The sequence below is a fragment of the Chitinophagales bacterium genome, assembly GCA_013816805.1.
In the GTDB taxonomy this organism is placed as follows: domain Bacteria; phylum Bacteroidota; class Bacteroidia; order Chitinophagales; family UBA10324; genus MGR-bin340.
Map to the genome: position 1 here is coordinate 26,882 of JACDDS010000002.1, position 22,026 is coordinate 48,907.

The following is a 22,026-nucleotide window of genomic DNA, read 5'->3' on the forward strand; positions in this document are numbered from 1 at the left end:
TTGCAGCAGTTGGTTTAAAACATTGCCGTCCTTTTCCCTAATTTTTTCTACTCCAAAAAGAACCAGTTGGTCCATCCCATATAGCTTTTGCCCGCTTTCAATTAGCGCATACCACAAATGGGTAATTGTTTACCCCTGGTGTGCCGCTATATATTTGAGCTGCCAATAAGTAATAAATCTTGTCAGGCCAATCACCATTAATGTGCTGCAAAATTCTATAAAAAATATGCTTTCCAAAGGCGGCTCAAATGTAACCCGTAACAGATATTATAACATCTGAAATAATGAATATAAAACCGGACTATACTATTTTCCTTATCAATATTTCCGGTATTTTTTTATATACTTAGCAGTGATAATACATTGTTGAGACCCGTGAGTAAACAAATATATTTTAATAATCTTTAAGTTTTCTACATTTAAAAAAACTTACCAATGAAAACGGTCCCAGTTGCAATTATCATTCTTCTTATATTACTAGTTAGCCTTTCCACCTGTAATTACTGGAAAGAAAAAAAAGATAACAGTGATATGCGTCATCAAATTGATAGTTTGCGAAGGATACTTCCACCCGTCCCAAATGATACCATAAGTATTTTACCTAATGCGAATACACGTGCCGGGGCTCTTGCTATTTTAGCGGACACGGCCCAGCGAAACAAGTTTCTGTCGGCATTACAAATTATTTTTTTTAACAGGGACAGCCTCCAGGCTACTTTAAGTCATTTTAGTGACACTACTAAGAATCTTTTTTTTGTTGCTTATCCTGATAGCATAACAGGAATTGATCCTCAAATGATTGTTGCTCCTGATTTTGCAACCTCTACATGCAGTACCTGTTGTCCTCCTGTGTGCAACATTCCTAAATAGAAACTGAATTTAAATATCATCTATATTTAAATAATTTTAATAGATAATTTCCATTATCAGCGCTTTCTCAAGTATGTGTAACAGCTTTTGTATTACGCTGCTTAAACGTTGCGGAATATTGCTGTTCCTCGTTTACAATAACGTGGAGGGACAATTCTACATGCCTTTTGAAAATCCGGGTAATGATTTTGTTTCCATCTCTCAAAATATCGGTCCTGCTTTGCAGGATAGCCGTGGTTACATGTGGTTTGGTTCCACTGATGGATTGATTCGGTTTGATGGATATACATCCACCTTATATACCAATGTTCCTTTCGATTCAACCTCTATAATCAATAATAGTATAAATACAATATATGAGGATGAAGACGGTACTATTTGGTTTGGAACAGCAGGTGGATTAAGCAACTGGAAGTATAGTACTTGCAGGTTTCAAAATTTTATTCCGGACCCTGAAAATAAAAAGCCGGTAGCGAATGCTGTCTATGCAATTGCAAGAGATAAAAATGGTGCCATGTGGCTTGGAACATTATTGGGCTTGTACAGAATAGAAGCTAACAAAACAAAAAAAACGACCCGCAATCAAAATTATCATGTTACCAAATTTCAATATGATTCAAATGAGGCTTATTCCTTATCGAACAATACGGTTTATTCAATTTATTTTGATGAAGGCGGAAATGGCTGGATCGGTACCCAGGATGGCCTGAATTATTGTAAAGCAACAGAGCTGAAAAAAAGCTCCATTCATTTTGCTCATTTTTTCCACGATGATAATAACATCAATTCGCTCGCATCGAGCAGGGTTTGGCAAATTCTTCCTGACCACCATAAAAATCTTTGGATACTTTCATTTTCTGATCATTTAAACAAGGAGCGCATGCTGGATCAGATAGATTCATCATTTGCCAGTGATCCCGAAGGGAAATCGTCTATTCATCATTATTTACCCGCTATACTTAAAAATGTAAACCTCCCGGCTGCTGTTCCCTTTCGCATGCTTATTGATTCAAAGGATCAGCTTTGGATCGGAACCAATAATACAGGAGTATTGATATGTTCCCTTTCAGAACTTCAGACAAATGATTTTGAGGTCAGGCATTATATTCACGATTTAAACCAGATCACTTCAATTGCTGATAACCGGATTAATGATCTTTATGAAGATCCTCAACACATCGTATGGATCAGTACTGAAGGTGGTGCTTCTAAATGGACACCTTCACATAAATTTTTTAATCAGAAAGATTTCCCATCAACTATTTCCATTTTTTACAGCGATTCTATTAATTCAATTGTACAGGATCAGCGGCGCAATTACTGGATGGGATTAAAGAGCAATAAAATTGCAGTATATGATAAGCAGAATTTTCGCGAGGTTCATCTCATAAATAGTTTAACAGGAAAGGAATTACCTAAGTCACAACAAATAAACAGGCTTTTATTTCTTGACAACGATGTACTTTGTCTGGGCACTAAAGACAGCGGAATTTTTGTAGTACAGCAAGAGCAGATTAAAGCGGTAAGAGAAACCAAAGCGACCCGCCTGGTTGCTTTTCCATGTGTGCCTCCTCCTTTTTCTTCCGTCAATATTCTTTGTCCGGGCCAGGCAAACAATGTGCTGGCAGGTACTAATAAATCTTTACTATTGGTAAATACACTCACGGGCAAAATCACTTGTCTTAAAACATCAAACAATTCCAGCAACCTGGCACTTGACTACCATATTATCGACGCAGTTAATGATGGACGAGGTTTCATTTGGCTGGGTACCGATAATGGATTAAAAGCTTACAACTTTATTACTAATGACTCACAGCAATACCGGTATGTACCTGGCGATACTACTACCATACTTAATAATATTCAATGTTTACTGGCCGACAATAGAAACCCTGTAATCTGGATAGGCACTGCAAATGGCCTTAGCAAGCTTGACTATAAAAGCAACCGCATTCAAAATTATACTTCCGCAAATGGCTTAAGCAACAGTAACATCCAATCGATGCTGCAGGATAATAGTGGTAACATCTGGGTTGGCACCAGAAGTGGTTTAATAAAGTATAAGGTTGCCAGCAACCAGTTTATAACTTATACCTCGGGTGACGGTTTAAAATCCGACGAATTTATTCAGGCAGCATATAAAGACCCGGATGGTGTGCTTTATTTCGGAACTAAGAAAGGATTGGTAACCTTTTTTCCTGATAGCATTCAATCCAATCAAATTGCTCCACCCGTTTATCTGTCTGACTTTAAGATTTTTAACCAAAGTGTACTTACTGAAAAGAACAGTTTTTTAAAACATCAATTTGAAATAGAAAAATCAATAACACTGCCTTATGATTCCAATTATTTTTCTTTTGACTTTGTAGCCCTAAATTATAATAGTACACACAGGAATCAATTTAAATATATCCTGGACGGATTTGACCATGATACTATTTATTCCGGAAATCAGCGCTCCGCGAATTATACAGGCATAAGATATGGAAATTATAATTTTAAAGTATGGGCAAGTAATAATGATGGCCTCTGGAATAAAATTCCGGAAGAAATTCCGATTATAATTTTGCCACCATGGTACCAAACCTGGTGGTTCCGTATTTTGCTTGCCGTAACAGGTGTGGCTATGCTTATTACAGCAAATCAGCTATATACTCAGTACAAATTAAGAGAGCTGCGACTGGTGTTTGAAAAACAGCAGGCCGTGGATCGTGAGCGTTCCAGGATTGCGGGAGAAATGCACGATGATCTGGGTTCAGGATTAGCAGCAATACATCTGATAAGTGAAATGGCCAAAAGAAAATCTTCACCTGATGATTTAAAATCCGAAATAAGTAAAATATCAGAATCAAGCACTGATCTGATTCATAATATGCGTGAGATAATATGGGCTATGAGTGCAAAAAATGATACACTGGAAAGCCTGATTGCATACATCCGTAAATATGCGTTCGACTTTTTAGAGAATGCAGGCATAGATTGTTCTGTAAAAATGCCTGACGATATTATTAATTGTGATATGGCTGGGGACGTAAGGAGAAATGTTTTCCTGGTGGTAAAAGAATCACTCCACAATATTTTAAAACACTCGGCTGCCACGAAAGTGGAAATTGAAATGCAGCTGCAAAACGGGTTTAGAGTTATAGTGCATGACAATGGTAAAGGCTTTCAAAATAATTCCGGAAGGTTTGGAAACGGCTTGCAAAACATGAATGATCGAATGAAATCAGTTGGTGGTCAGTTTGAAGTTTACACCGATCACGGAACCACTATAAAACTCTTACTACCTCTGCACGATTAATATATAATTAAATTTTATTCCTAAAAAAACCCAATGGAAAAAAGAGCACCTCCTGAGATAACTGTTGCTATTGTGGAAGACTGGCCAGAATTTCGGACAAACATGCATTCATTCATTAATGAATCTGATGGCTTTGAATGTGATTTCGTATTTGGCACTGCCGAGGAGGCAATAGAAATGTTGCCGGCAATTGAACCCAACATTGTTTTAATGGATATCAGTTTGCCGGGTATCTCGGGAATTGAATGCATTCGCAGAATAAAGGCTGCCATTCCAAAAACCCAATTCCTGATGCTTACCGTATTTGATGATGATGAAAACATCTTTGATGCACTCAAGGCAGGAGCCTCCGGTTATATGCTGAAAAAAAATTCTCCTGAAAAAATTCTGGAAGCAGTGGAAGAGCTGCATAACGGAGGTTCACCGATGAGTTCAGAAATTGCCAGGAAAGTAGTAATGTCTTTTAAAAATATAGAAACATTAAATAACGAGCTTGCCGCATTATCTCCAAGAGAAAATGAGGTTCTCACTTCACTTGCTAAAGGCTATATGTACAAAGAGATAGCCGACAAATGCGATATCAGTATCGAAACAGTAAAAAAACATTGCCACAAAATTTATGAAAAACTTCAGGTTCAATCAAAAACTGAAGCAATCAATAAATTTTATGGCAAAAAATAGTTTACTGTATTTTCCTGAATGAATCAGGACTATTCTATAACAATTCTTTCGGTTTGTTTCAATTCACCAATTCTTAGTGACAGAAAGTATATTCCCGGGCGATAATTGTCGTGAAGGCGATAGGACATAGTGTACTCTCCTTCTTTCATGATTTCATTAGAAAGTATTTCTGCTTTTTTCCCTAATAAATCATATAGTGCAATTTCAATTTGCAATGGCTTTTGTAAATTAAACTGCAGGGATACTTCATCCTTAACCGGGTTATTTACCACCGAAACGGATGGTTCATTATTAGTAGGCACCGGGGAAATAGACAGTGCAAGCATTGCCGTAAACTGACCTACCATACCTAATGAGGCGTGAGGTGTGCAAACGTAATGATATGCACCTTCTACCTTAACAGGATATAGAAAAGTAGTAACGGTGGAATTTATTGGAGAGTCCCATGCTGCAGCTCCGGTTGGAACAACAGATGAAGTGGTTGTATGGGATCCTTCAACCCAAGTCCATTTTATAGTGTCGCCAACATTAACAGTTACATTAGCCGGAGTAAAAACTATATCACTTACCATTACTTCTATAGTGGCGGCGTAGATATAAGTACTTAGAGCAATTGAGATCAACAGCAGAACAGCAGTTCTCAAGTATGTAGAATATTTCATTTTAGTCGTTTATAAGTTTTAGCAAAAATAGAACAAAAATCATTTCGGGGGAAAATCATAAACGCTGAATTGGCAATTATATCTGCTGAACAGGCATAAGGAAGTTTTTAAGCAACTTTTCAAGAAGCATTCCTATTTGTTTAAGCCTTCATAATATTTTTTTGCGTACTGGTATAAGTTAAAATTTTTATCGTTTAATGCTTTTATTAAATCTTTTATCAATTCCTCTTTATTTATTCCTTTCATTTTTTCTTTTTGAATGATCCGCCAGATTTTTTCAGCCATCAGGTAAGGTCTTCTTTTATTGGATAATGCTTTATCACTGTGGCTGTCGATTTCATGCTGCAATTCATTTATACCTTCATGGGCGGTGGCACAGGTTTTTGTAACGGGTACCTGGCGGTCCATTTCTTTTTTTGATGAAGTGAGTAGGGTTAAATTTTTTACCAGGCGGTCGGCACCCGGCTGATCACTTTTATTCACAACAAAAATATCTGCAATTTCCAGAAGGCCAGCCTTCATGGTCTGGACTTCATCTCCTGATTCGGGATTTAAAACTACCACGGTAGTATCTGCCAATGCAGCTATTTCTACTTCTGATTGCCCTACTCCTACTGTTTCAATAAAGATATAGTCAAAGGCTGCACTTTTCATTACATCTGTTACCTCCAGTATTTTATCAGAAAGTCCGCCTACTGATCCCCTGGCGGCCAGAGAACGAATAAAGAGATTTGGATGATTAAAATGCGCCGTAAACCGTATGCGATCACCAAGCAATGAACCGAAATTAAAAGGGGAACTAGGATCTACTGCAACTATGCCAATACGCACGTTTTTTTTTAATAGATCCGTTATCAGCGCATTTACAAGTGAGCTTTTACCAGCTCCTGGCGGGCCGGTGATACCTATTAAAGGAATATTATTATCCGGAATTAATCTTTCCAGCAGCTGCCTGCTCTGCTTAAGATCATTTTCTACTATTGTGATTGCACGTGCAAGTGATTTTGCATCGCCCTGCTGTAGTTGGGAAATAAGCAGTGAAATATCATCCATGAATTTTTACTGGCGGGGAAAACGGCCCACGATATGAGCCCTGATTTTATCAGCTATTTGTATAGGAGCAGTATGGCGTTTGAGCTTTTGAGTAAGAAATTCCTTAAAGCATTTCTCGATATTATATTTTTCCAGACAATGTGAACAGGTATTAATATGCTGAAGAAAGTTCTTCTCCTCTTCCTCAGTTAGTTCACCATCAAGAGATAATATTACCCGCTTCAAGGTTTCCTTACAATTGTCTTCTTTTTTTGTAGAAAATCCCATGGCATCAGCGATTTTCTTTATACCCCATTTTTTTGGCATAGCCCCTTAATTTTTCTTTCATTAGGTTTCGGGCCCGGTGCAGGCGTGAGCGCACCGTACCCACCGGTATATCAATGATTTTTGCAATCTCTTCATAGGTAAATCCTTCCACATCACAAAGCAAAATCACGGTTCTGAAATCGACCGGCAGATCGTTAATAGCCTTGGTTACCTCATCGCCGATAAGACCTTTAAATAGTTCATCACGCAAATCCAGTTCACCAATATCTGCAGATTCATCTGTTTCCTGATAGGTAAGAAAATCTTCGTAATCAACTTCATTGGGTTGGCGGGTTTTACGGCGATACTCATTAATAAATCCGTTCTTGAGAATTTTAAACAACCATGCCTTTGCATTCGTTCCACGTTCGTAAGAATCTATAAAACGATATGCCTTCAGGAATGTATCCTGCACCAGGTCATTGGCGTCCTCCTCGTTATAGGTAAGATGAAAAGCAAAATTATAGAGGGCATCCATTTGAGGCATGAATTCCTTCTCAAACAATTCATCATTGTTCTTCTTGATAATATGAGTGTCTTCAGCCACGCGATAAAAATAAGCGAATAAATCTTTTTTCAAACAAGGATCAACTTTCCCTTTGCATCTATTTAGATTCCAACAGCTAATTACTTTAGTTCCGAAGCGGAGATGATGATAATGATGGTGACCTTGATTTAGCTGTAGCGAACTGCTTTGATGGTGCGCAGGTAAACTCATTGTACCAGAATATTGAAATAGTAACCACTGGATCAATATAAAATGCCAGGGAATCATTTCCAACCGTGCTGCTATAGGCTGTAAAGTAGGGTGAAAGCAACTATCTCCAAAAAGTTATATGGCAAATGCATGAAATATCTTCACAAAGTCGCTATTGCAGCGAAGATATGCTGAACGTTCATTTCGAATTAGGAGATGCTTCTATAATTGACAGCATGAGCATTGAATGGCCTTCAGGGATAATAGATCAGTAAACAGCTATTTCTATAAACCGTTTTCAAACCGCGTATAAAGGCAGGGAATATTTTATTCCGGAGTTACTGATGTTGAAAATATACTGGAGGGAATCTCCAAAAATACTCCTAATCCATTTTCTGATAATACTACCATCCTGTTTCAGCTGAAGCAACCTGCGAAAGTGGTTTTGGATATCTATAATATTAATGGTGGAAAAATTAGAACGCTGGCAGATTCAAATCTTTCTGCAGGTAAATTCACTTTTATATGGAATACAAAAGATGAAAAAGGAAATCACTCTCCAGCCGGAATTTATGTCTAAACTCGCAGCGAATGATAAAGTAATTATAAACAAGATGTTAAAAGTGAATGGAAACAAATAGTTTTATAGAAATTGACTATTGCTTCTCTTATTAAATTCAGATATGAAACTAAAAATGTTCCAGGTAGATGCTTTTACGGATCATTTATTTGGAGGTAATCCTGCCGCAGTAATTCCATTGGATAAATGGGTACCAAAGGAATTGATGCAAAAGATTGCAGCTGAAAATAATTTATCGGAAACTGCTTTTTATGTCCCAACCAATGATGGCTTCGATTTGAGGTGGTTCACCCCGGGTACAGAAGTAAACCTTTGCGGCCACGCAACACTTGCTGCTGCTCATGTATTATTCCACCATCAGAATTACAAGAACCCCGAGATAAAATTTTTTTCCAACAGCGGCCTATTAACAGTTAAGAAAGAAAATGACTGGCTGACTCTTAATTTCCCAATGGATAATTTAACAGAAGTTGAACCTCCGGCTGTTTTATTTGATGCTTTTAATCTGAAGCCTCTTTCAACTTTTAAAGGGAAAGAAAATTATTTGGTGGTCCTGCATTCTCAGGAAGAGGTTATAAATGCCAGCCCCAACCTTAAACTATTGAAGCAACTGCATTCGCTTGGTGTAATTATAACCGCTAAAGGAAATGATGTTGATTTCGTTTCCCGCTTCTTCGCACCTAACGCCGGGATAGATGAAGATCCGGTAACCGGTTCTGCACATACTTCTCTTACCCCTTTTTGGGCAAATGAATTAAAGAAAAATGAGTTAACTGCATTACAAGTATCAAAACGGGGTGGTTATCTCCTTTGCAGGCTTTATAATGAGCGGGTATTGATCAGCGGAAAAGCTGTTACCTTCTTTGTAGGTGAAATTGAAATATAATTTTACCTAAAGCACTAACAAGGATTTATTCTTTTGTGGTACGCTCTGGCTCGCTGAGAGTATTTTATTTATAAATACTTTAGCCAATTAAATGTGTATTATGAAAAACTTTTTTCTGTTTTTATTAATTCTTCCTTTTATTTTTAATAATGGTCTTGCGCAGGTTCCTTCTATTGCCTGGCAAAAAACATTTGGAGGTTCTGGTAACGATATCATGCAGGATATCTATCCTACCTCAGATGGGAACTACATCATGCTGGGCCTTACTTCAGCAAATGATGGTGATGTGAACTGTGAAACAAAAGGCAAGCACGATACGTGGGTGGTAAAAATGGATCCTGCCGGAACCATCCTCTGGCAGCATTGCTATGGCGGAACAAAAGAGGAAGGAAACCCGAATTCAAAAATTATTCAGACAAGCGATGGCGGCTATCTCTTTGAAACAGAGACCTGGTCCAATGATGTAGATGTAGTCGGTCATCATGACCTCAGCGATGCGTGGACGGTGAAGCTTGATTCTATAGGCAATATACAATGGTCACGGTCTTACGGTGGCTATAATTGGGATGTGCCCCGCAATATCCTGGAGTTGCCAGGTCACCAGTATTTAATAATGTCACGTTCAACTTCGTCTGATGGCGATGTTCCGCCGAGTATTGACTCCTCTGATTTTGATGCATGGATATTTATTGTGGATAGTATTGGAAATATTCTCACCAATAAAATATATGGTGGAACCGGTAATGATGATTTATACACTGCTATTTTTAACAGTGATGGAAATTTAAGCTTATTTGGTCTTACTTCTTCAAACGATGGTGATCTTGCCGGAATGAATGTAGATTCCACAGAAGGGTGGATGCTTAAAATTGATCTTTCCGGAAATATTTTATCAAATCATGTCTATGGTGGTGCTTACACCCAGTCATTCCTGGATGCTATTACTACAGAGGATGCTGGTTATTTAGCTGTAGGAGAATCTAATAACCCAGCACCGGTTAACTTTGGAAGTTATCATGGGGAGGCAGATTTCTGGGCAGTTAAACTGGATAGTATTGGTAATATACAATGGCAGGGGTTATATGGAGGTTCAGCTAATGAAACTTTTCGAAGGGTAAAAAAAGCTTTCGGCACTAAAGGGTATTTTCTTGCAGGAACTTCTACTTCCATTGATGGGGATGTTTCAGCACCAAATCCCAGAATAGGCCGTAATTACTGGATTGCAGAAATAAATTCTGAAGGTACTTTTGATTGGGGGCTTGCATTGGGAGGGTCGCAAGCTGATTACTGCTATTCTATAACGGAAGACGGCATCTGCGTTGGCGGTACTTATTCCAATGACGGCGATATTACAGATTTGGATGGTGACGCAGATGGATGGGTGGTTCAGCTTTCATACCCCACCGCAATTCATTTAAATTCAGAACTATTGAATCAGGTTAAAATCTTTCCAGTTCCCGCGCAAAATATAATTACTGTGCAGTCAGCAGAAAGAAGTAATGAAAGTACTATCACGGTTACAAATGTTTGTGGGAAGACTATTTTTTCAAAAAGATTAAGTTCAGGCCAGGTTCAAATTGATGTAAGCAAGTGGCCAGCAGGAATTTATTATTTGTCAAGCAGCGATTCCTTTGGTAAGCAATATTCCGTATCTCATTTTGAAATTATACGATAGACCGCAGCTGTATTTCTATAGCTAATTCTTTTCACCTACGATTACATTGAGCTGAGCGAGGCAAACAAGTTGAACCGGACAAACGGGCGGAGCCATTCAGCTTGTCCCTGACCTTTTTCATTCTTTTTATATCAAGACAAAAAGAAGATTAAGTAAAAATTAGAAGATTATAGGAAGTTTGTTGCAAAAGGTATCAATAAAAATTTATGCAAATCAATTGCTTCAATCACATCACTAATTGAGCGAAGCCGGACAAACGGGCGGAGCCATTCGTTTGTCCTTGATTTTTTTCATTCTTTTTGTATCAAGACAAAAAGAATAGAAATACTATATAATACAAAGGTTTACGATGTCCAGATGCCAGTATCTGTAACTCGCCTAAATGAAATCTATTAGCTTAGCAAGCTCTAAAAAATCATATGGCGGTTAAGATCAGCAAGCAGGATGCTTTGAATTATCACAGTAAAGGCCGTCCCGGGAAAATTGAAGTCGTTGCAACTAAAGCTACCAAGACCCAGCGTGATCTTGCACTGGCATATTCCCCTGGTGTAGCGGAACCATGCCTGGAAATTGCAGCAGTAAAAGAAAAAGTATATGACTATACAGCAAAAGGAAATCTCGTTGCCGTTATCACAAATGGCACTGCTGTGCTTGGCCTTGGCGATATAGGCCCCGAAGCTTCGAAGCCGGTGATGGAAGGTAAAGGCATTCTCTTTAAAATCTTTGCAGATATTGACGTGTTTGATATCGAATTAAATACTAAAGACATCGATGAGTTTGTGGATGTGGTAAAAGCTTTAGAGCCAACATTTGGGGGCATTAATCTGGAAGACATAAAATCTCCTGATTGCTTTGAGATCGAATACCGGCTGCGAAAAGAGATGAACATTCCTGTTATGCATGATGATCAGCATGGTACTGCAATCATCTCAGCGGCCGCATTGCTTAATGCATTAGAGCTTGTAAAAAAGGACATCCAGAATATTAAGGTAGTAGTCTCCGGCGCAGGGGCCAGCGCTCTGTCCTGTGCGCAGCTTTATATGGACATGGGCGTACAAAGTGAAAATATAGTCATGCTCGACCGCTCAGGGATCATTCGTGTAGATCGTGAAAACCTTGACGACTACAAGAAGCCCTTCGCTACCCATAGAAATATTAATACACTGGAAGAAGCTCTTCAAGATGCCGATGTATTTCTCGGTCTTTCGAAAGGAAATATCGTATCTAAGGAAATGGTGAAAAAGATGGGAAAAAATCCTATCATTTTTGCATTGGCCAATCCTGATCCTGAAATACCTTATGATGATGCACTGGAAGCAAGACCAGATGCCATAATAGCTACAGGCCGCAGTGACTATCCAAACCAGGTAAATAATGCATTGGGGTTCCCATTTATTTTCCGGGGAGCACTGGATGTAAGGGCCAGTGAAATTAATGAAGAGATGAAGCTGGCAGCCGTTCGTGCGCTCGCCAACCTTGCTAAAAAGCCGGTTCCTGATATTGTAAACCTTGCCTATAATGAAAAAAGTATCTCTTTCGGGAAAGACTATATCATTCCGAAGCTCATTGATCCGCGCCTTCTTACTGAACTATCCCCTGCAGTTGCGAAAGCTGCCATCCATTCAGGTGTTGCCCGTCGCATAATCACAGATTGGGAAGAATACGCCAATGAATTGTCGAAGCGTTTAGGAACAGATGAATCCATTTTAAGGGTAATGGTAAATAAAGCTAAGCGGGATCCGAAGAGAGTAGTTTTTGCTGAGGCTGATACCTATAAGATATGTAAGGCGGCTCAGATAGTGCGGGATGAAGGAATCGCCCGGCCGATTCTGCTGGGCTCAAAGAAAAAGATTAAAGAGATCATCGAACAAAACAAGCTTGATCTGCAGGATTTGCCTATTATTGATCCACGCGATCCGGAACTGGAAAATGTGCGTACGGAGTACGGTAATTACTTATTTGAAAAAAGAAAACGCAAAGGACTTACTTGTTATGAATCAAAAAAATTGATGGTAGAGCGTAATTATTTTGGGGCTATGATGGTGTTGAACGGTGAAGCAGATGCGCTGATTTCAGGTCTGACAAGAAATTATGCACAAACCATCCGGCCCGGCATTACAAATAATAGGGACGGAAGACGGAGTAGATAAGGTGGCCGGAATGTATATACTGCTTACTAAACGAGGTCCGCTGTTCTTTGCGGATTGCACCGTGAACGTAAACCCTGATGCCGAAGACTTAGCAAAAATTACTGCCCTAACTGCAAAATCAGTACAGCAGTTTAATATTCAGCCCAGGATTGCAATGCTGAGCTATTCTAATTTTGGATCTACCAAAGGAGCCGAACCGGAAACAGTGGCAAAGGCAGTAGCTATATTGCGAAAAAAATATCCGGGTATGATTGTAGATGGTGAAATGCAGGCCAACTTTGCTTTCAGCCAGCAGTTGCTTCAAGACAATTATCCTTTCAGCGAATTGATAAGGGACGGGGCGAATACCCTGATCTTTCCTAATCTTTCCTCCGGGAATATCGCCTATAAGCTTTTGCAATCCCTAGGAGCCGCCGAAGCAATTGGTCCCATCCTGCTTGGGTTAAAAAAACCTGTTCATATACTCCAGCTGGGCAGCTCCGTTCGTGAAATAGTGAATATGGTTACCATTGCAGTAATAGATGCACAGACAAAGAAATGAAGCTTGGAGCCTGTTATTTTTCAAAGATTTACTTCGTATTATTGAATGTATTAACTTATGGATCAGATTTAATTCATTTCCTGTGCGGTAAATAATAACTGACAATTTTAGATTATTCTTATTAATGGATATGAAATACTCACTCGTGATCTTCACCGTTATTTTTACATTATCGGCACTATCTGCTTTTGCACAGGTTTGGAGACCATTGGATGAAGGGATAAATGGATATGTCCATGCAATGTGTATAGACTCACAATCGAATAATTTATATATAGGAGGGCTTATATTTAACGCAGGTGGTATTCCTGTTCAAAATTTGGCTATATAGAATGGTTTACAATGGCTCAAAGCGCCTGACATAGATTATCAGATAAATGATTTATTATACTATAAAGGGAAAATGTACGCAGCCCTGGATAATGGATGGGTGGTATTGGTTCAGGACAGCAATTTCGTTATTGTTGGGGCTTTTAATAATGAAGTGAATAGCCTTACAGTCTATCATCACACATTATATGCAGGTGGTGATTTTACTGTTTCTTACAGTTTTTTAGATGGGGACGATGTTACGGTTAATCATATTGCCAAGTTTATCGATGCGGGTAAATGGCTACCGTTAGGAACGGGCACTACTGGCTCAGTGGATGCTATGCATGAATACAGGGGAGATTTAGTAGCCGCCGGAAGATTTTACGAAGCCGGAGATTCAAATGCAAAGAATATTGCACGCTGGAATGGATTTAATTGGTATCCCATGATGAAAGGTATCTCCGGGGAATATGTCGGTGCATTGGACACTTTCGAAAATGATCTTATAGTTGGTGGTGATTTCAAAAAAGCTGATACGATTAAGTGCGATGGAATTGCGGATTGGAATGGTATCTCCTGGGATACATTAAAACATTTGGAAATTGATTTTGTGAATTCGATATTAAGCTTGAATAACAAGTTATATGTGACAGGAGATATTACGGATGGATTTCAGGTTTGGGATGGAACTACGTGGTCTGGTATAGATTGGGGCGGTGTGGGAGCTATCTTTGCTTCTATCTATTTTCAATCGCATATATATGTAGGAGGAGATTTCTCTCAACTTAAGGATAGTTTAAATGGTGTTGCCTATTTAGATTACGCAACACCAACTCAGGGAGTAAAATCTATTCAACCATTTAAAATCTTTCCCAATCCCACCAATAGTTTTATCAGCATTAGCTTCAATACAAGTCAACAAGGCTACCTCGCGATCACTGATACTTATGGAAGAATATTAAAATTATTCACCCTTTCTCCATCTTCAGAAAATAAATTGGTAGTTGTCAGCGATCTAGCATGCGGAGTTTATTTATTAACCTTGCAAACAGCAGAAGAAAGAGTGAGTCAAAAAATAGTAGTGGAAAGATGAGACTTTCTCCACTATGTTTCCCTCCGGTGGGTTTTGGATTTATAAATCTATATTTAATCATAGTATATAGAATCGGGAATGATCTCTTACATCCAAGGCACTATCACTTCAAAATCACCTGCCCATGTGATCATTGAATCAGGAGGGTTAGGATATTTACTCTCCCCGCAGCTTCACCCTGTTGAGCCTAAAGCGTTTGCAGAGGAAGCTGAGGAGAGAAAAGATGTGCAGTAAAGATATTTAAAGATTAATAAACCGTTCACCTGGCAGCTTCCTCTGCTTGCACGCTGATGCTCTGCGGGAGTGAAGCTGCAGAGCAGGCTGTGCAAAAAATTTTGAATGAGAAGAAGGATTGGACTGTAGAGGAATTAATCAAACAAACCCTGAAATATATTTGGTACAATAGTACTGTATTTGTTGAATGTATGAACAGGGAATTTTCAAATCCGCCGATTATTAGATATTCCTTTAATTAATATGAGTCAGCTTAAAATTTGATGGTTTGTTTTTGAAAAAATCTATTTCTTCGTGCCCCGACCCTTTCCGTGGTCGGTGTCCCCACCGACCACTCTAAACGATCCGTTACCTTCAGGAAATGGTTTTCTTTACTACAACTATTAATAGCTGGAAACCGCTGCTTTTTAAGGATGTTTACAAAAAAATAATTACAGATTCTTTACAGAGGCTTCATGATAATAACCGGACAAGAATTCATGGTTTATTATTATGCCAAATCATATCCGTCTGTTATGGTCTTCAAAACGATTTTTGAGCCTGCTAAAATTGAAAATATGCTGTTGACTTTACTTCTCATGCATTCAACAAGCAATTGTTACCAAATGATCCTGAAATGCTCAATGATTTTGATTCAACATAACATGACAGAAGCTATCATTTTTGGGAAAGATGGGTCACACACCCATCAACATACTATGTCCTACTATTGCACAGCAGAAATTGGATTATATGCATTTGAACCCAATTTCAGGAAGATGGCACCTTGTCTCACTCCCTGAACAGTATAGTTTTCATCAGCATGATATTATTTGTTTAATGAAAAGAATTTTCCTTTCTCACCTACTACATGGTTATATCTGATTGGTAGAATTGTGGTCAGCGAGGACGCCCATCTTTAGATTCGCAAAGTGATTTTTTCAGCACTTTGCAATTATTATTATCTTTCCTTTTTGCTGCTTTTTCTTTTGTTATTTAAACACACATTTGTTGATAATTACTAACCGAATTGCAGCAGTGAACTATGAAGACCAATTGACTTTTGCAGGTCCATCCGTTGATACAGACTGCTTCCTTTTGTTTATGAGATGCTTCGAATAGAAATTCAAGCTTCGGGCTTATTATTAAGGTTTCAAAGAAACTCATGAACACCGTTGTTTATTCTTAACTTTTAAAACGCAGTACAAATTTTAAGAAGGAATAGATGTTTCTAAAGCGACATTAGATGTTGCATTGATTGCTGATGAACGCCGCGAAGTGGTTCATCACATTCAGGTGAGCAATAATGATGAAGGGTATTGGTAAAATGCTCAGCTGGCTGAACACCCATGAAAGGATTTCAAGTAGGGCAAACATTGTTCTGCATGGAAGCTACCTGAGTACACCAATTATTTATTTTCTTTATTCCCTACTTTTTCGTTCCTGCACTTCATTTCTACCAGATAAAAATTAACATAAGGCTCTACCTGTTGATCCATTAATCCTATTATCGGAAGCACCTTTAATTTGTTCGCAGGTTCCGCTATTACGGCAAGAGCCTTCAGCATAATTATAACCTCATCAAGTTTTTCCTCAAGCTGACCCAATGCCAGCTCTAATGCTCGTACTTCTGCTGTTAGTTGCGGAAAATATTGCAAATCTCCAATAGCAGGAACCAATGAAAGATCAGTATAGCTTGTACTTGCTTCAAGTACTGCATCGGAATAAAACGCAGAGGCGTTCCGATATATTTCGGCATTAAAATTCAATTGCATAACTATTCTTTTTATTTATTGAAAATCGCTTTCAGCCATTGAGGCTTCAAATTGTAATACTGGTGCCATCAAATTTTGTAAGCGATAAATGATGATCTTCGTTATACGTTAACTTTTGTTCCTGAAGAATTCGAATTGCAATTTCTTCTCCAAGTTTTAAAGATTCTGTATAGTCACTTCGCCAATGTACTCCTGCTGCATTGCGGGCGAGCGCTATGTTAGCAGCAAGTTTATTCAACTCACACCTACTGTCAAGATAGGAGGATTGATTACATTCCTTAGTGTTCTACATGTTGGATCTGCAGGGTCTGGTTCCTTTGGCCTTCTATTTTCTGCCATCTGATTTCGAACAGGTCCCGGTACACCCGGGATTACTGCTGGTACAACAGATGGATCAAATACCTCTGATTCATCAAACCAGGCTTTAAGGACAGTGACACAGGCGCCTGCAACAGTGGCATGACCAGCGCCGTATGCAGGATGCGTAGGTGCTCCTTCTTTAAACGCTTGCGGCAGTAAGTATCCACCAGCCATGGGAAAATGTAAAGCGAGCTTTCCTGCTGCACTTAAGGAATCCAAAATTTCTTTGTTTATCATACCGTTATACCGCCCTGAGTCTTCTACAAGATGTACCTGTATTCGCCCCCCAAATTCCTCAGGGCGGAGACGCCTGTGTACTCCCCATTTTTGAAACCAAACTGCCTTTAGTGCACGTGTGGCTACTTCAGTAACGAGGGTAAGAATGTGTGGAGGTCCGAATGTCGCAAATCCATCTTGTGTACGTTGGGTCCGATATCGCGGCTCATCTAAATAGGGATTGCCTGGGTCAACGCGGGCTGGCATACCTAACAAAATCAAACAAGCATTGAGATACGCTTCATAAAGGGCATCAAAATGAACATACGTAGTTAGATCACGCAGGGTGCAAATATATCGTGGATCGTGCTCAAATAGCGAGCCTGCAACCCCGGGTGCGATATTGTTTTCAGCTAAGTCATTAAAAGTATTACCATCTGAATCAGGATTACCTTCTTGTACTTTCAGCCATTCTGAAAAATTGGTTAAATAATTTATGTTTGCTAAGGCAACTTTATTTTGCCTTTGCCCTGTCTCGCCTTGAAGGTTAAGCATAGACGCGGACAGGGCAATTCTCTATTAAAACAGTTTACTTTATTTAAGTTTGATTGTTCCCGGGTTCTAAAAATTGACAACACATACCAACCATCATCAATCACACGCTATTTATTTCTGCACTTTTACCTGTAACCGTTGGCTGAATTTATTCCTGATCACTGATTTTTATGATGAAATTTATAAGTGGTTTCGCATCATGGAATCCAAAGGCTATAGAATTACAGGATATGTATTATGCCCAACCACCTGCATTTCACTATTTATTGTCCTGAAGATGTGAAGTCACTCAATGCCTGTATCAGTAATGGCAAGCGGTTTATGGCATATGAGATAGTGAAGCGATTGAGACAAAAAGATCAGCAACAAATCCTAAATTTATTGTCTGAAGATGTATCGGCAAGTGACCGCAGAGCAGGTAAGCTGCACCAGGTGTTCAGAGATTCATTTGATGCAAAAGAGATTATGAGTGATAGAATGATGCTTCAGAAGCTGGATTACATGCATTCCAATCCTGTTTCAAAAAAATGGAGACTGGCAGTTGATGACATTTCTTATCTGCACTCCAGTGCCCGCTATTATGCAACAGAAGTTCAGGGAATATTTAAGTTAACCCACTATAGGGATGTGTGAAGGTAATAGCTACTTCCATAGATTGCGCCCTGTCCGCACCTTCACTCAACCTCTTAGCGAGACAGGGCTTGGACAGAAATATTTCCTAATCCAACCTCTACTGATTTTCGTACCCAAACAATACCTGTAGGAACTCAATTTTTTGTTACCGATCTTTTTGGAAGGAAAGTGGAATATTTCACGAGTACCGGTGATCAAATTACGTTTGGATCAATGTATCCTTCTGGTGTTTATCTTACCCGCCTTAAATATGCAGATGGTACGAGCAAAATATATAAATTAATTAAAACAGGAAAATAAGGCTTTATGGTGGCTTGACCATTTTCACTTTGATTCATGTAGATATATTGATCTGACCTACGAATAGATAAGATTCTTTTAACCTTTTAATTCTAAAATTTTCCTTCATGAAAAAATATTTATTTATAATTTCTTTGCTGAGCCTTTTGACGGCACGGACTTTTTCTCAATCACCTCATATCCAGTGGACAAATTCATTGGGGGGAGGCAAAGACGAGATAACATCCTCTATGATTGGTACTAAGGATGGCGGTTATGTTATTGCAGGATACAGCAATTCCAAGAATGGGGATATTACAGATAATCACGGTCGTAATGACTATTGGATTGTAAAATTAGATTATGAAGGCAAAATGCAATGGCAACACTCATACGGTGGCAGCAAAGATGATGAAGCAATGCATATTGAACAAACTAAAGATGAGGGATTCATAGTAGGAGGAACTTCAGAATCAAATGATGGTGATGTAACTGGCAATCATGGACACAAAGATTACTGGATCATAAGGTTAGACAAGGATGGTACGATGCAATGGGAAAAATCATTTGGAGGAAGCGGTCCGGATAATTTGCTAACTGTTTATCCATCTAATAACGAAGGATATTTTGCAGTGGGTGAAACATCTTCAAATGACAAACAGGTAACTGGTTTCCATGGAGGAGTTGATTTTTGGGCTATAAAGTTAGATGAAAATGGTAATTTAATATGGGAAAAAGCATTGGGAGGAACGGAGGACGAAACATTACATTTTTCAGAAATGACTCAAGACAATGGGATTATTATTGGAGGCACGTCAAGTTCATTTGATGGAGATGTAACGGAACATCATTTCGGTAGTACTGAAGACTACTGGGTCGTAAAGTTAAATTCAAAAGGAGACTTGATTTGGGAAAAATCTTTAGGGGGTAGTGATGTTGATCGTTTATATTCCGGGCATCAAACTTTTGATCATGGATATATTTTGGCGGGATTTACAGGTTCTGATGATGGAGATGTAACCGGCTTTCATGGATTTGATGATTATTGGATCGTAAAACTCGATTCCAATGGCATGATTGAGTGGGAGAACGCTCTGGGTGGTTCATACACAGATTTTGCCTACTCCATTGAACAAGCAAGTGACGGAGATTACTATATTTCAGGAACTACTACCTCTAATGATGGCGATGTAATGGGTTATCACGGTCAGGAGTATGACTTTATTAATGATTATTGGATAGTTAAGTTAGATCCAATGGGAAACTTAATATGGCAGAAATGTCTTGGAGGCTACAATAGTGACAATAGCCAGGGGATCCAATTAACCCATGATGGGGGTTGTATAGCTTTTGGCTATTCATCCAGTTTCCCACAAAATCATGGGGGTCAGGATTATTTCATCGATAAGCTTTCAGCAAGCGGAAATTCAAGATATAAAATCTCATTAGGGGGATCAAATAATGAGTATCCAACTTCACTTATTCCAACAGCAGATGGTGGCTTTACAGTGGCAGGTTATAGCTATTCAGATGATGGCAATGTAAAAGATCACCATGGAGCGACAACCTCCAGTGATTTTTGGGTTGTAAATGTGGCCGGCAAAAGAGCCAAGGAAGAAAGCAACATTTCGAACGAAGATGTTTATGTTTCTGAAAAATCTTTATTTTCTACCAATAGCATTTTTATCTTTCCAACTGTAACAACTGGCTGTTTAGAGGTTAACTTCTCAGTCTCTCATATGTATTCTCCATTTGCCACCATCGAGATAATAAACTCCAATGGTGCAATAATAAAAAGTGAAAAGATGGCCATTGCAGGCCCTAACTTTAAAATTCCGCTATATTTAGATGCCACGCTTTCCAAAGGCATCTATTTTGTTAAGGTGCGAATGGAAAATGAAGTTTTGACAAAAAAAATATTTTTACAGTAGATTTTATACTCCAGAAAAGAATTATAGATGATTCATTGAATAGAAAAAAAGCCTGATAGAAAATACCCATCAGGCTTTAACATTTTAATCAAATGGGTACGTCATCTTCCTTTACCACTTCGAGAACTTCCTCTTCCGGCTTCTCCTCTTTTTTAAGGTTGAGAATGAAATCAGTAGCCTTCTGTGCCTGGCTAGTGGCTAAGATGATAAACCGTCTATCTTTCTCGAGTGTATCCAACCATCCCTTGATATAAGCCACATTATTTTCAAACTGAGTAGGTGCTATACCGCTCACTGATTGCAGGTAACAGGCACCAATTTCGGCCCACTAACTCTTCAAATGAGTAGGGGTCTCCACCAAAAGGTATTATTTCAAGTAATTCCTTTTTGACACGTACAGAAATTACAAAAGGAAACAGAAGCTGAAACCCAATGAATTTCTTTTCTTTACCTGAAAGTTGCGTCAGTTAATAAGATTATAAATGATCTCTTACATACAAGGTACCATCACTTCAAAATCACCTGCCCATGTGATTATCGAATCAGGAGGATTAGGATATTTTGTAAACATCTCTTTAAATACCTATTCCAGCATTGAAGGGAAAACCAGCTGCAAGCTGCATACTTACCTGCATTTCAGCGGAGGCTTGCAGGGTGCATTGGGCGTTTCACTTTATGGTTTCTATGACGAAAGCGAGAGACAAATTTTTACAGAACTATTAAGCATCTCCGGAGTCGGTGCTTCTACCGTACGAATGATTCTCTCATCGCTTTCACCGGAGGAAATTCAAAGAGCCATCATAACCGAAAATGTGAAGTTGCTGGAGAGTATTAAAGGCATTGGCCCCAAAACCGCTAAGCGTATTATCCTGGAACTGAAGGACAAAATCGGTAAAAATTTAATGGCTCCGCAAATGCAGGTAGCAGGTGGCAATAACGTAAAGGAGGAAGCGTTAAGTGCACTTGTTATGCTTGGGTTTAATCGCATCCAGGCAGAGCAGGCTGTACAGAAAATTTTGAATGATAAAAAAGATTGGACTGTAGAGGATTTAATTAAACAAACCCTAAAATATATTTGATAGAAATAGTACTGTATTTGTTTAATAATATGAAGCCTCAAAATTCGGGAAAAGCATTTGGGCCATACTCATAATTAATATTAGTCGCCTTAAAAATTTTGATTGGTTTGTTTTTGAAAAAATCTATTTCTTCGCGTTACAGCTATGCGCGGTAACGGATTAACCGTTTCTCACT

The 22,026-nt window shown here is 38.8% G+C and carries 23 protein-coding genes and 1 pseudogene; 16 read left to right on the plus strand and 8 right to left on the minus strand.

Annotation, left to right across the window (positions count from 1 at the left end; all coding sequences use genetic code 11):
* Nucleotides 1-435 precede the first annotated feature (435 nt).
* The 3 genes from H0W62_01965 (at nucleotide 436) to H0W62_01975 (ending at nucleotide 4,855) form a co-directional block, all read left to right on the plus strand.
* Nucleotides 436-870 (plus strand): hypothetical protein, encoded by a 435-nt coding sequence (locus H0W62_01965; GenBank protein MBA3647306.1) that lies wholly within the window; start codon nucleotides 436-438, stop codon nucleotides 868-870.
* Between the two features lie 73 nt (nucleotides 871-943).
* Nucleotides 944-4,174 carry a hypothetical protein gene (locus H0W62_01970; GenBank protein ID MBA3647307.1) on the plus strand — a complete coding sequence of 1,077 codons (3,231 nt, stop codon included), beginning with the start codon at nucleotides 944-946 and terminating at the stop codon, nucleotides 4,172-4,174.
* A gap of 33 nt (nucleotides 4,175-4,207) precedes the next feature.
* A complete protein-coding gene (locus tag H0W62_01975; GenBank protein MBA3647308.1) occupies nucleotides 4,208-4,855 on the plus strand; it encodes a response regulator transcription factor in 648 nt (215 codons plus the stop codon).
* 29 nt (nucleotides 4,856-4,884) lie between these two features.
* Here the strand turns inward: H0W62_01975 and H0W62_01980 are convergent, their stop codons facing one another.
* From H0W62_01980 to H0W62_01995, 4 genes are all read right to left on the minus strand, one after another.
* Entirely contained in the window at nucleotides 4,885-5,517 is a 633-nt protein-coding gene (locus H0W62_01980; GenBank protein ID MBA3647309.1) for a T9SS type A sorting domain-containing protein, read from the minus strand.
* 132 nt (nucleotides 5,518-5,649) lie between these two features.
* Nucleotides 5,650-6,570 carry a methylmalonyl Co-A mutase-associated GTPase MeaB gene (gene meaB / locus H0W62_01985; protein ID MBA3647310.1) on the minus strand — a complete coding sequence of 307 codons (921 nt, stop codon included), beginning with the start codon at nucleotides 6,568-6,570 and terminating at the stop codon, nucleotides 5,650-5,652.
* A 6-nt stretch (nucleotides 6,571-6,576) separates the two neighbouring features.
* Complete coding sequence (locus H0W62_01990; GenBank protein MBA3647311.1) at nucleotides 6,577-6,876, minus strand: zf-HC2 domain-containing protein; 300 nt, start codon at nucleotides 6,874-6,876, stop codon at nucleotides 6,577-6,579.
* Nucleotides 6,842-7,363, minus strand: coding sequence for a sigma-70 family RNA polymerase sigma factor (locus tag H0W62_01995; GenBank protein MBA3647312.1), 522 nt, complete (start codon nucleotides 7,361-7,363; stop codon nucleotides 6,842-6,844). The genes H0W62_01990 and H0W62_01995 overlap by 35 nt, the downstream gene beginning before the upstream one ends.
* Nucleotides 7,364-7,719: 356 nt before the next feature.
* Between H0W62_01995 and H0W62_02000 the strand changes: the two genes are divergently transcribed.
* The 9 genes from H0W62_02000 to H0W62_02040 all read left to right on the plus strand — a co-directional run bounded on the left by H0W62_02000 (nucleotide 7,720) and on the right by H0W62_02040 (nucleotide 15,044).
* Nucleotides 7,720-7,848 carry an ASPIC/UnbV domain-containing protein gene (locus H0W62_02000; protein MBA3647313.1) on the plus strand — a complete coding sequence of 43 codons (129 nt, stop codon included), beginning with the start codon at nucleotides 7,720-7,722 and terminating at the stop codon, nucleotides 7,846-7,848.
* 47 nt (nucleotides 7,849-7,895) lie between these two features.
* On the plus strand, nucleotides 7,896-8,153 hold the full coding sequence (locus tag H0W62_02005) for a hypothetical protein (protein ID MBA3647314.1): 258 nt from the start codon (nucleotides 7,896-7,898) through the stop codon (nucleotides 8,151-8,153).
* Between the two features lie 103 nt (nucleotides 8,154-8,256).
* Entirely contained in the window at nucleotides 8,257-9,039 is a 783-nt protein-coding gene (locus H0W62_02010; protein ID MBA3647315.1) for a PhzF family phenazine biosynthesis protein, read from the plus strand.
* Between the two features lie 100 nt (nucleotides 9,040-9,139).
* Nucleotides 9,140-10,714, plus strand: coding sequence for a T9SS type A sorting domain-containing protein (locus H0W62_02015; GenBank protein MBA3647316.1), 1,575 nt, complete (start codon nucleotides 9,140-9,142; stop codon nucleotides 10,712-10,714).
* Between the two features lie 419 nt (nucleotides 10,715-11,133).
* On the plus strand, nucleotides 11,134-12,864 hold the full coding sequence (locus tag H0W62_02020; GenBank protein MBA3647317.1) for an NADP-dependent malic enzyme: 1,731 nt from the start codon (nucleotides 11,134-11,136) through the stop codon (nucleotides 12,862-12,864).
* A complete protein-coding gene (locus H0W62_02025; GenBank protein MBA3647318.1) occupies nucleotides 12,806-13,405 on the plus strand; it encodes a hypothetical protein in 600 nt (199 codons plus the stop codon). The genes H0W62_02020 and H0W62_02025 overlap by 59 nt, the downstream gene beginning before the upstream one ends.
* Before the next feature lie 130 nt (nucleotides 13,406-13,535).
* Nucleotides 13,536-13,736: a hypothetical protein gene (locus tag H0W62_02030; protein MBA3647319.1), complete on the plus strand. Its 201-nt coding sequence runs from the start codon at nucleotides 13,536-13,538 to the stop codon at nucleotides 13,734-13,736.
* Between the two features lie 72 nt (nucleotides 13,737-13,808).
* The gene (locus H0W62_02035; protein MBA3647320.1) at nucleotides 13,809-14,810 is read left to right on the plus strand and encodes a T9SS type A sorting domain-containing protein; all 1,002 of its coding nucleotides are present in this window, start codon (nucleotides 13,809-13,811) and stop codon (nucleotides 14,808-14,810) included.
* Between the two features lie 78 nt (nucleotides 14,811-14,888).
* Nucleotides 14,889-15,044, plus strand: a complete 156-nt coding sequence (locus H0W62_02040) for a hypothetical protein (protein MBA3647321.1) — start codon at nucleotides 14,889-14,891, stop codon at nucleotides 15,042-15,044.
* A gap of 1,388 nt (nucleotides 15,045-16,432) precedes the next feature.
* Here the strand turns inward: H0W62_02040 and H0W62_02045 are convergent.
* The 3 genes and pseudogenes from H0W62_02045 to H0W62_02055 form a co-directional block, all read right to left on the minus strand.
* Nucleotides 16,433-16,798: a hypothetical protein gene (locus tag H0W62_02045; protein MBA3647322.1), complete on the minus strand. Its 366-nt coding sequence runs from the start codon at nucleotides 16,796-16,798 to the stop codon at nucleotides 16,433-16,435.
* A 46-nt stretch (nucleotides 16,799-16,844) separates the two neighbouring features.
* Nucleotides 16,845-17,039, minus strand: a pseudogene (locus H0W62_02050) (phosphoesterase).
* The gene (locus tag H0W62_02055) at nucleotides 17,033-17,929 is read right to left on the minus strand and encodes a hypothetical protein (protein ID MBA3647323.1); all 897 of its coding nucleotides are present in this window, start codon (nucleotides 17,927-17,929) and stop codon (nucleotides 17,033-17,035) included. The pseudogene H0W62_02050 and the gene H0W62_02055 overlap by 7 nt, the downstream one beginning before the upstream one ends.
* Before the next feature lie 237 nt (nucleotides 17,930-18,166).
* On the opposite strand from H0W62_02055, the gene H0W62_02060 reads away from it, so the two are divergent.
* From H0W62_02060 to H0W62_02070, 3 genes are all read left to right on the plus strand, one after another.
* Nucleotides 18,167-18,562, plus strand: coding sequence for a hypothetical protein (locus H0W62_02060; protein ID MBA3647324.1), 396 nt, complete (start codon nucleotides 18,167-18,169; stop codon nucleotides 18,560-18,562).
* Between the two features lie 78 nt (nucleotides 18,563-18,640).
* Complete coding sequence (locus H0W62_02065; GenBank protein MBA3647325.1) at nucleotides 18,641-18,862, plus strand: T9SS type A sorting domain-containing protein; 222 nt, start codon at nucleotides 18,641-18,643, stop codon at nucleotides 18,860-18,862.
* A 107-nt stretch (nucleotides 18,863-18,969) separates the two neighbouring features.
* Complete coding sequence (locus H0W62_02070; GenBank protein MBA3647326.1) at nucleotides 18,970-20,772, plus strand: T9SS type A sorting domain-containing protein; 1,803 nt, start codon at nucleotides 18,970-18,972, stop codon at nucleotides 20,770-20,772.
* A gap of 88 nt (nucleotides 20,773-20,860) precedes the next feature.
* Here the strand turns inward: H0W62_02070 and H0W62_02075 are convergent, their stop codons facing one another.
* Nucleotides 20,861-21,067, minus strand: coding sequence for a hypothetical protein (locus H0W62_02075; protein ID MBA3647327.1), 207 nt, complete (start codon nucleotides 21,065-21,067; stop codon nucleotides 20,861-20,863).
* 187 nt (nucleotides 21,068-21,254) lie between these two features.
* Here H0W62_02075 and ruvA point away from each other — a divergent pair, with 187 nt between their 5' ends.
* A complete protein-coding gene (gene ruvA, locus H0W62_02080; GenBank protein ID MBA3647328.1) occupies nucleotides 21,255-21,851 on the plus strand; it encodes a Holliday junction branch migration protein RuvA in 597 nt (198 codons plus the stop codon).
* Nucleotides 21,852-22,026: the final 175 nt, after the last annotated feature.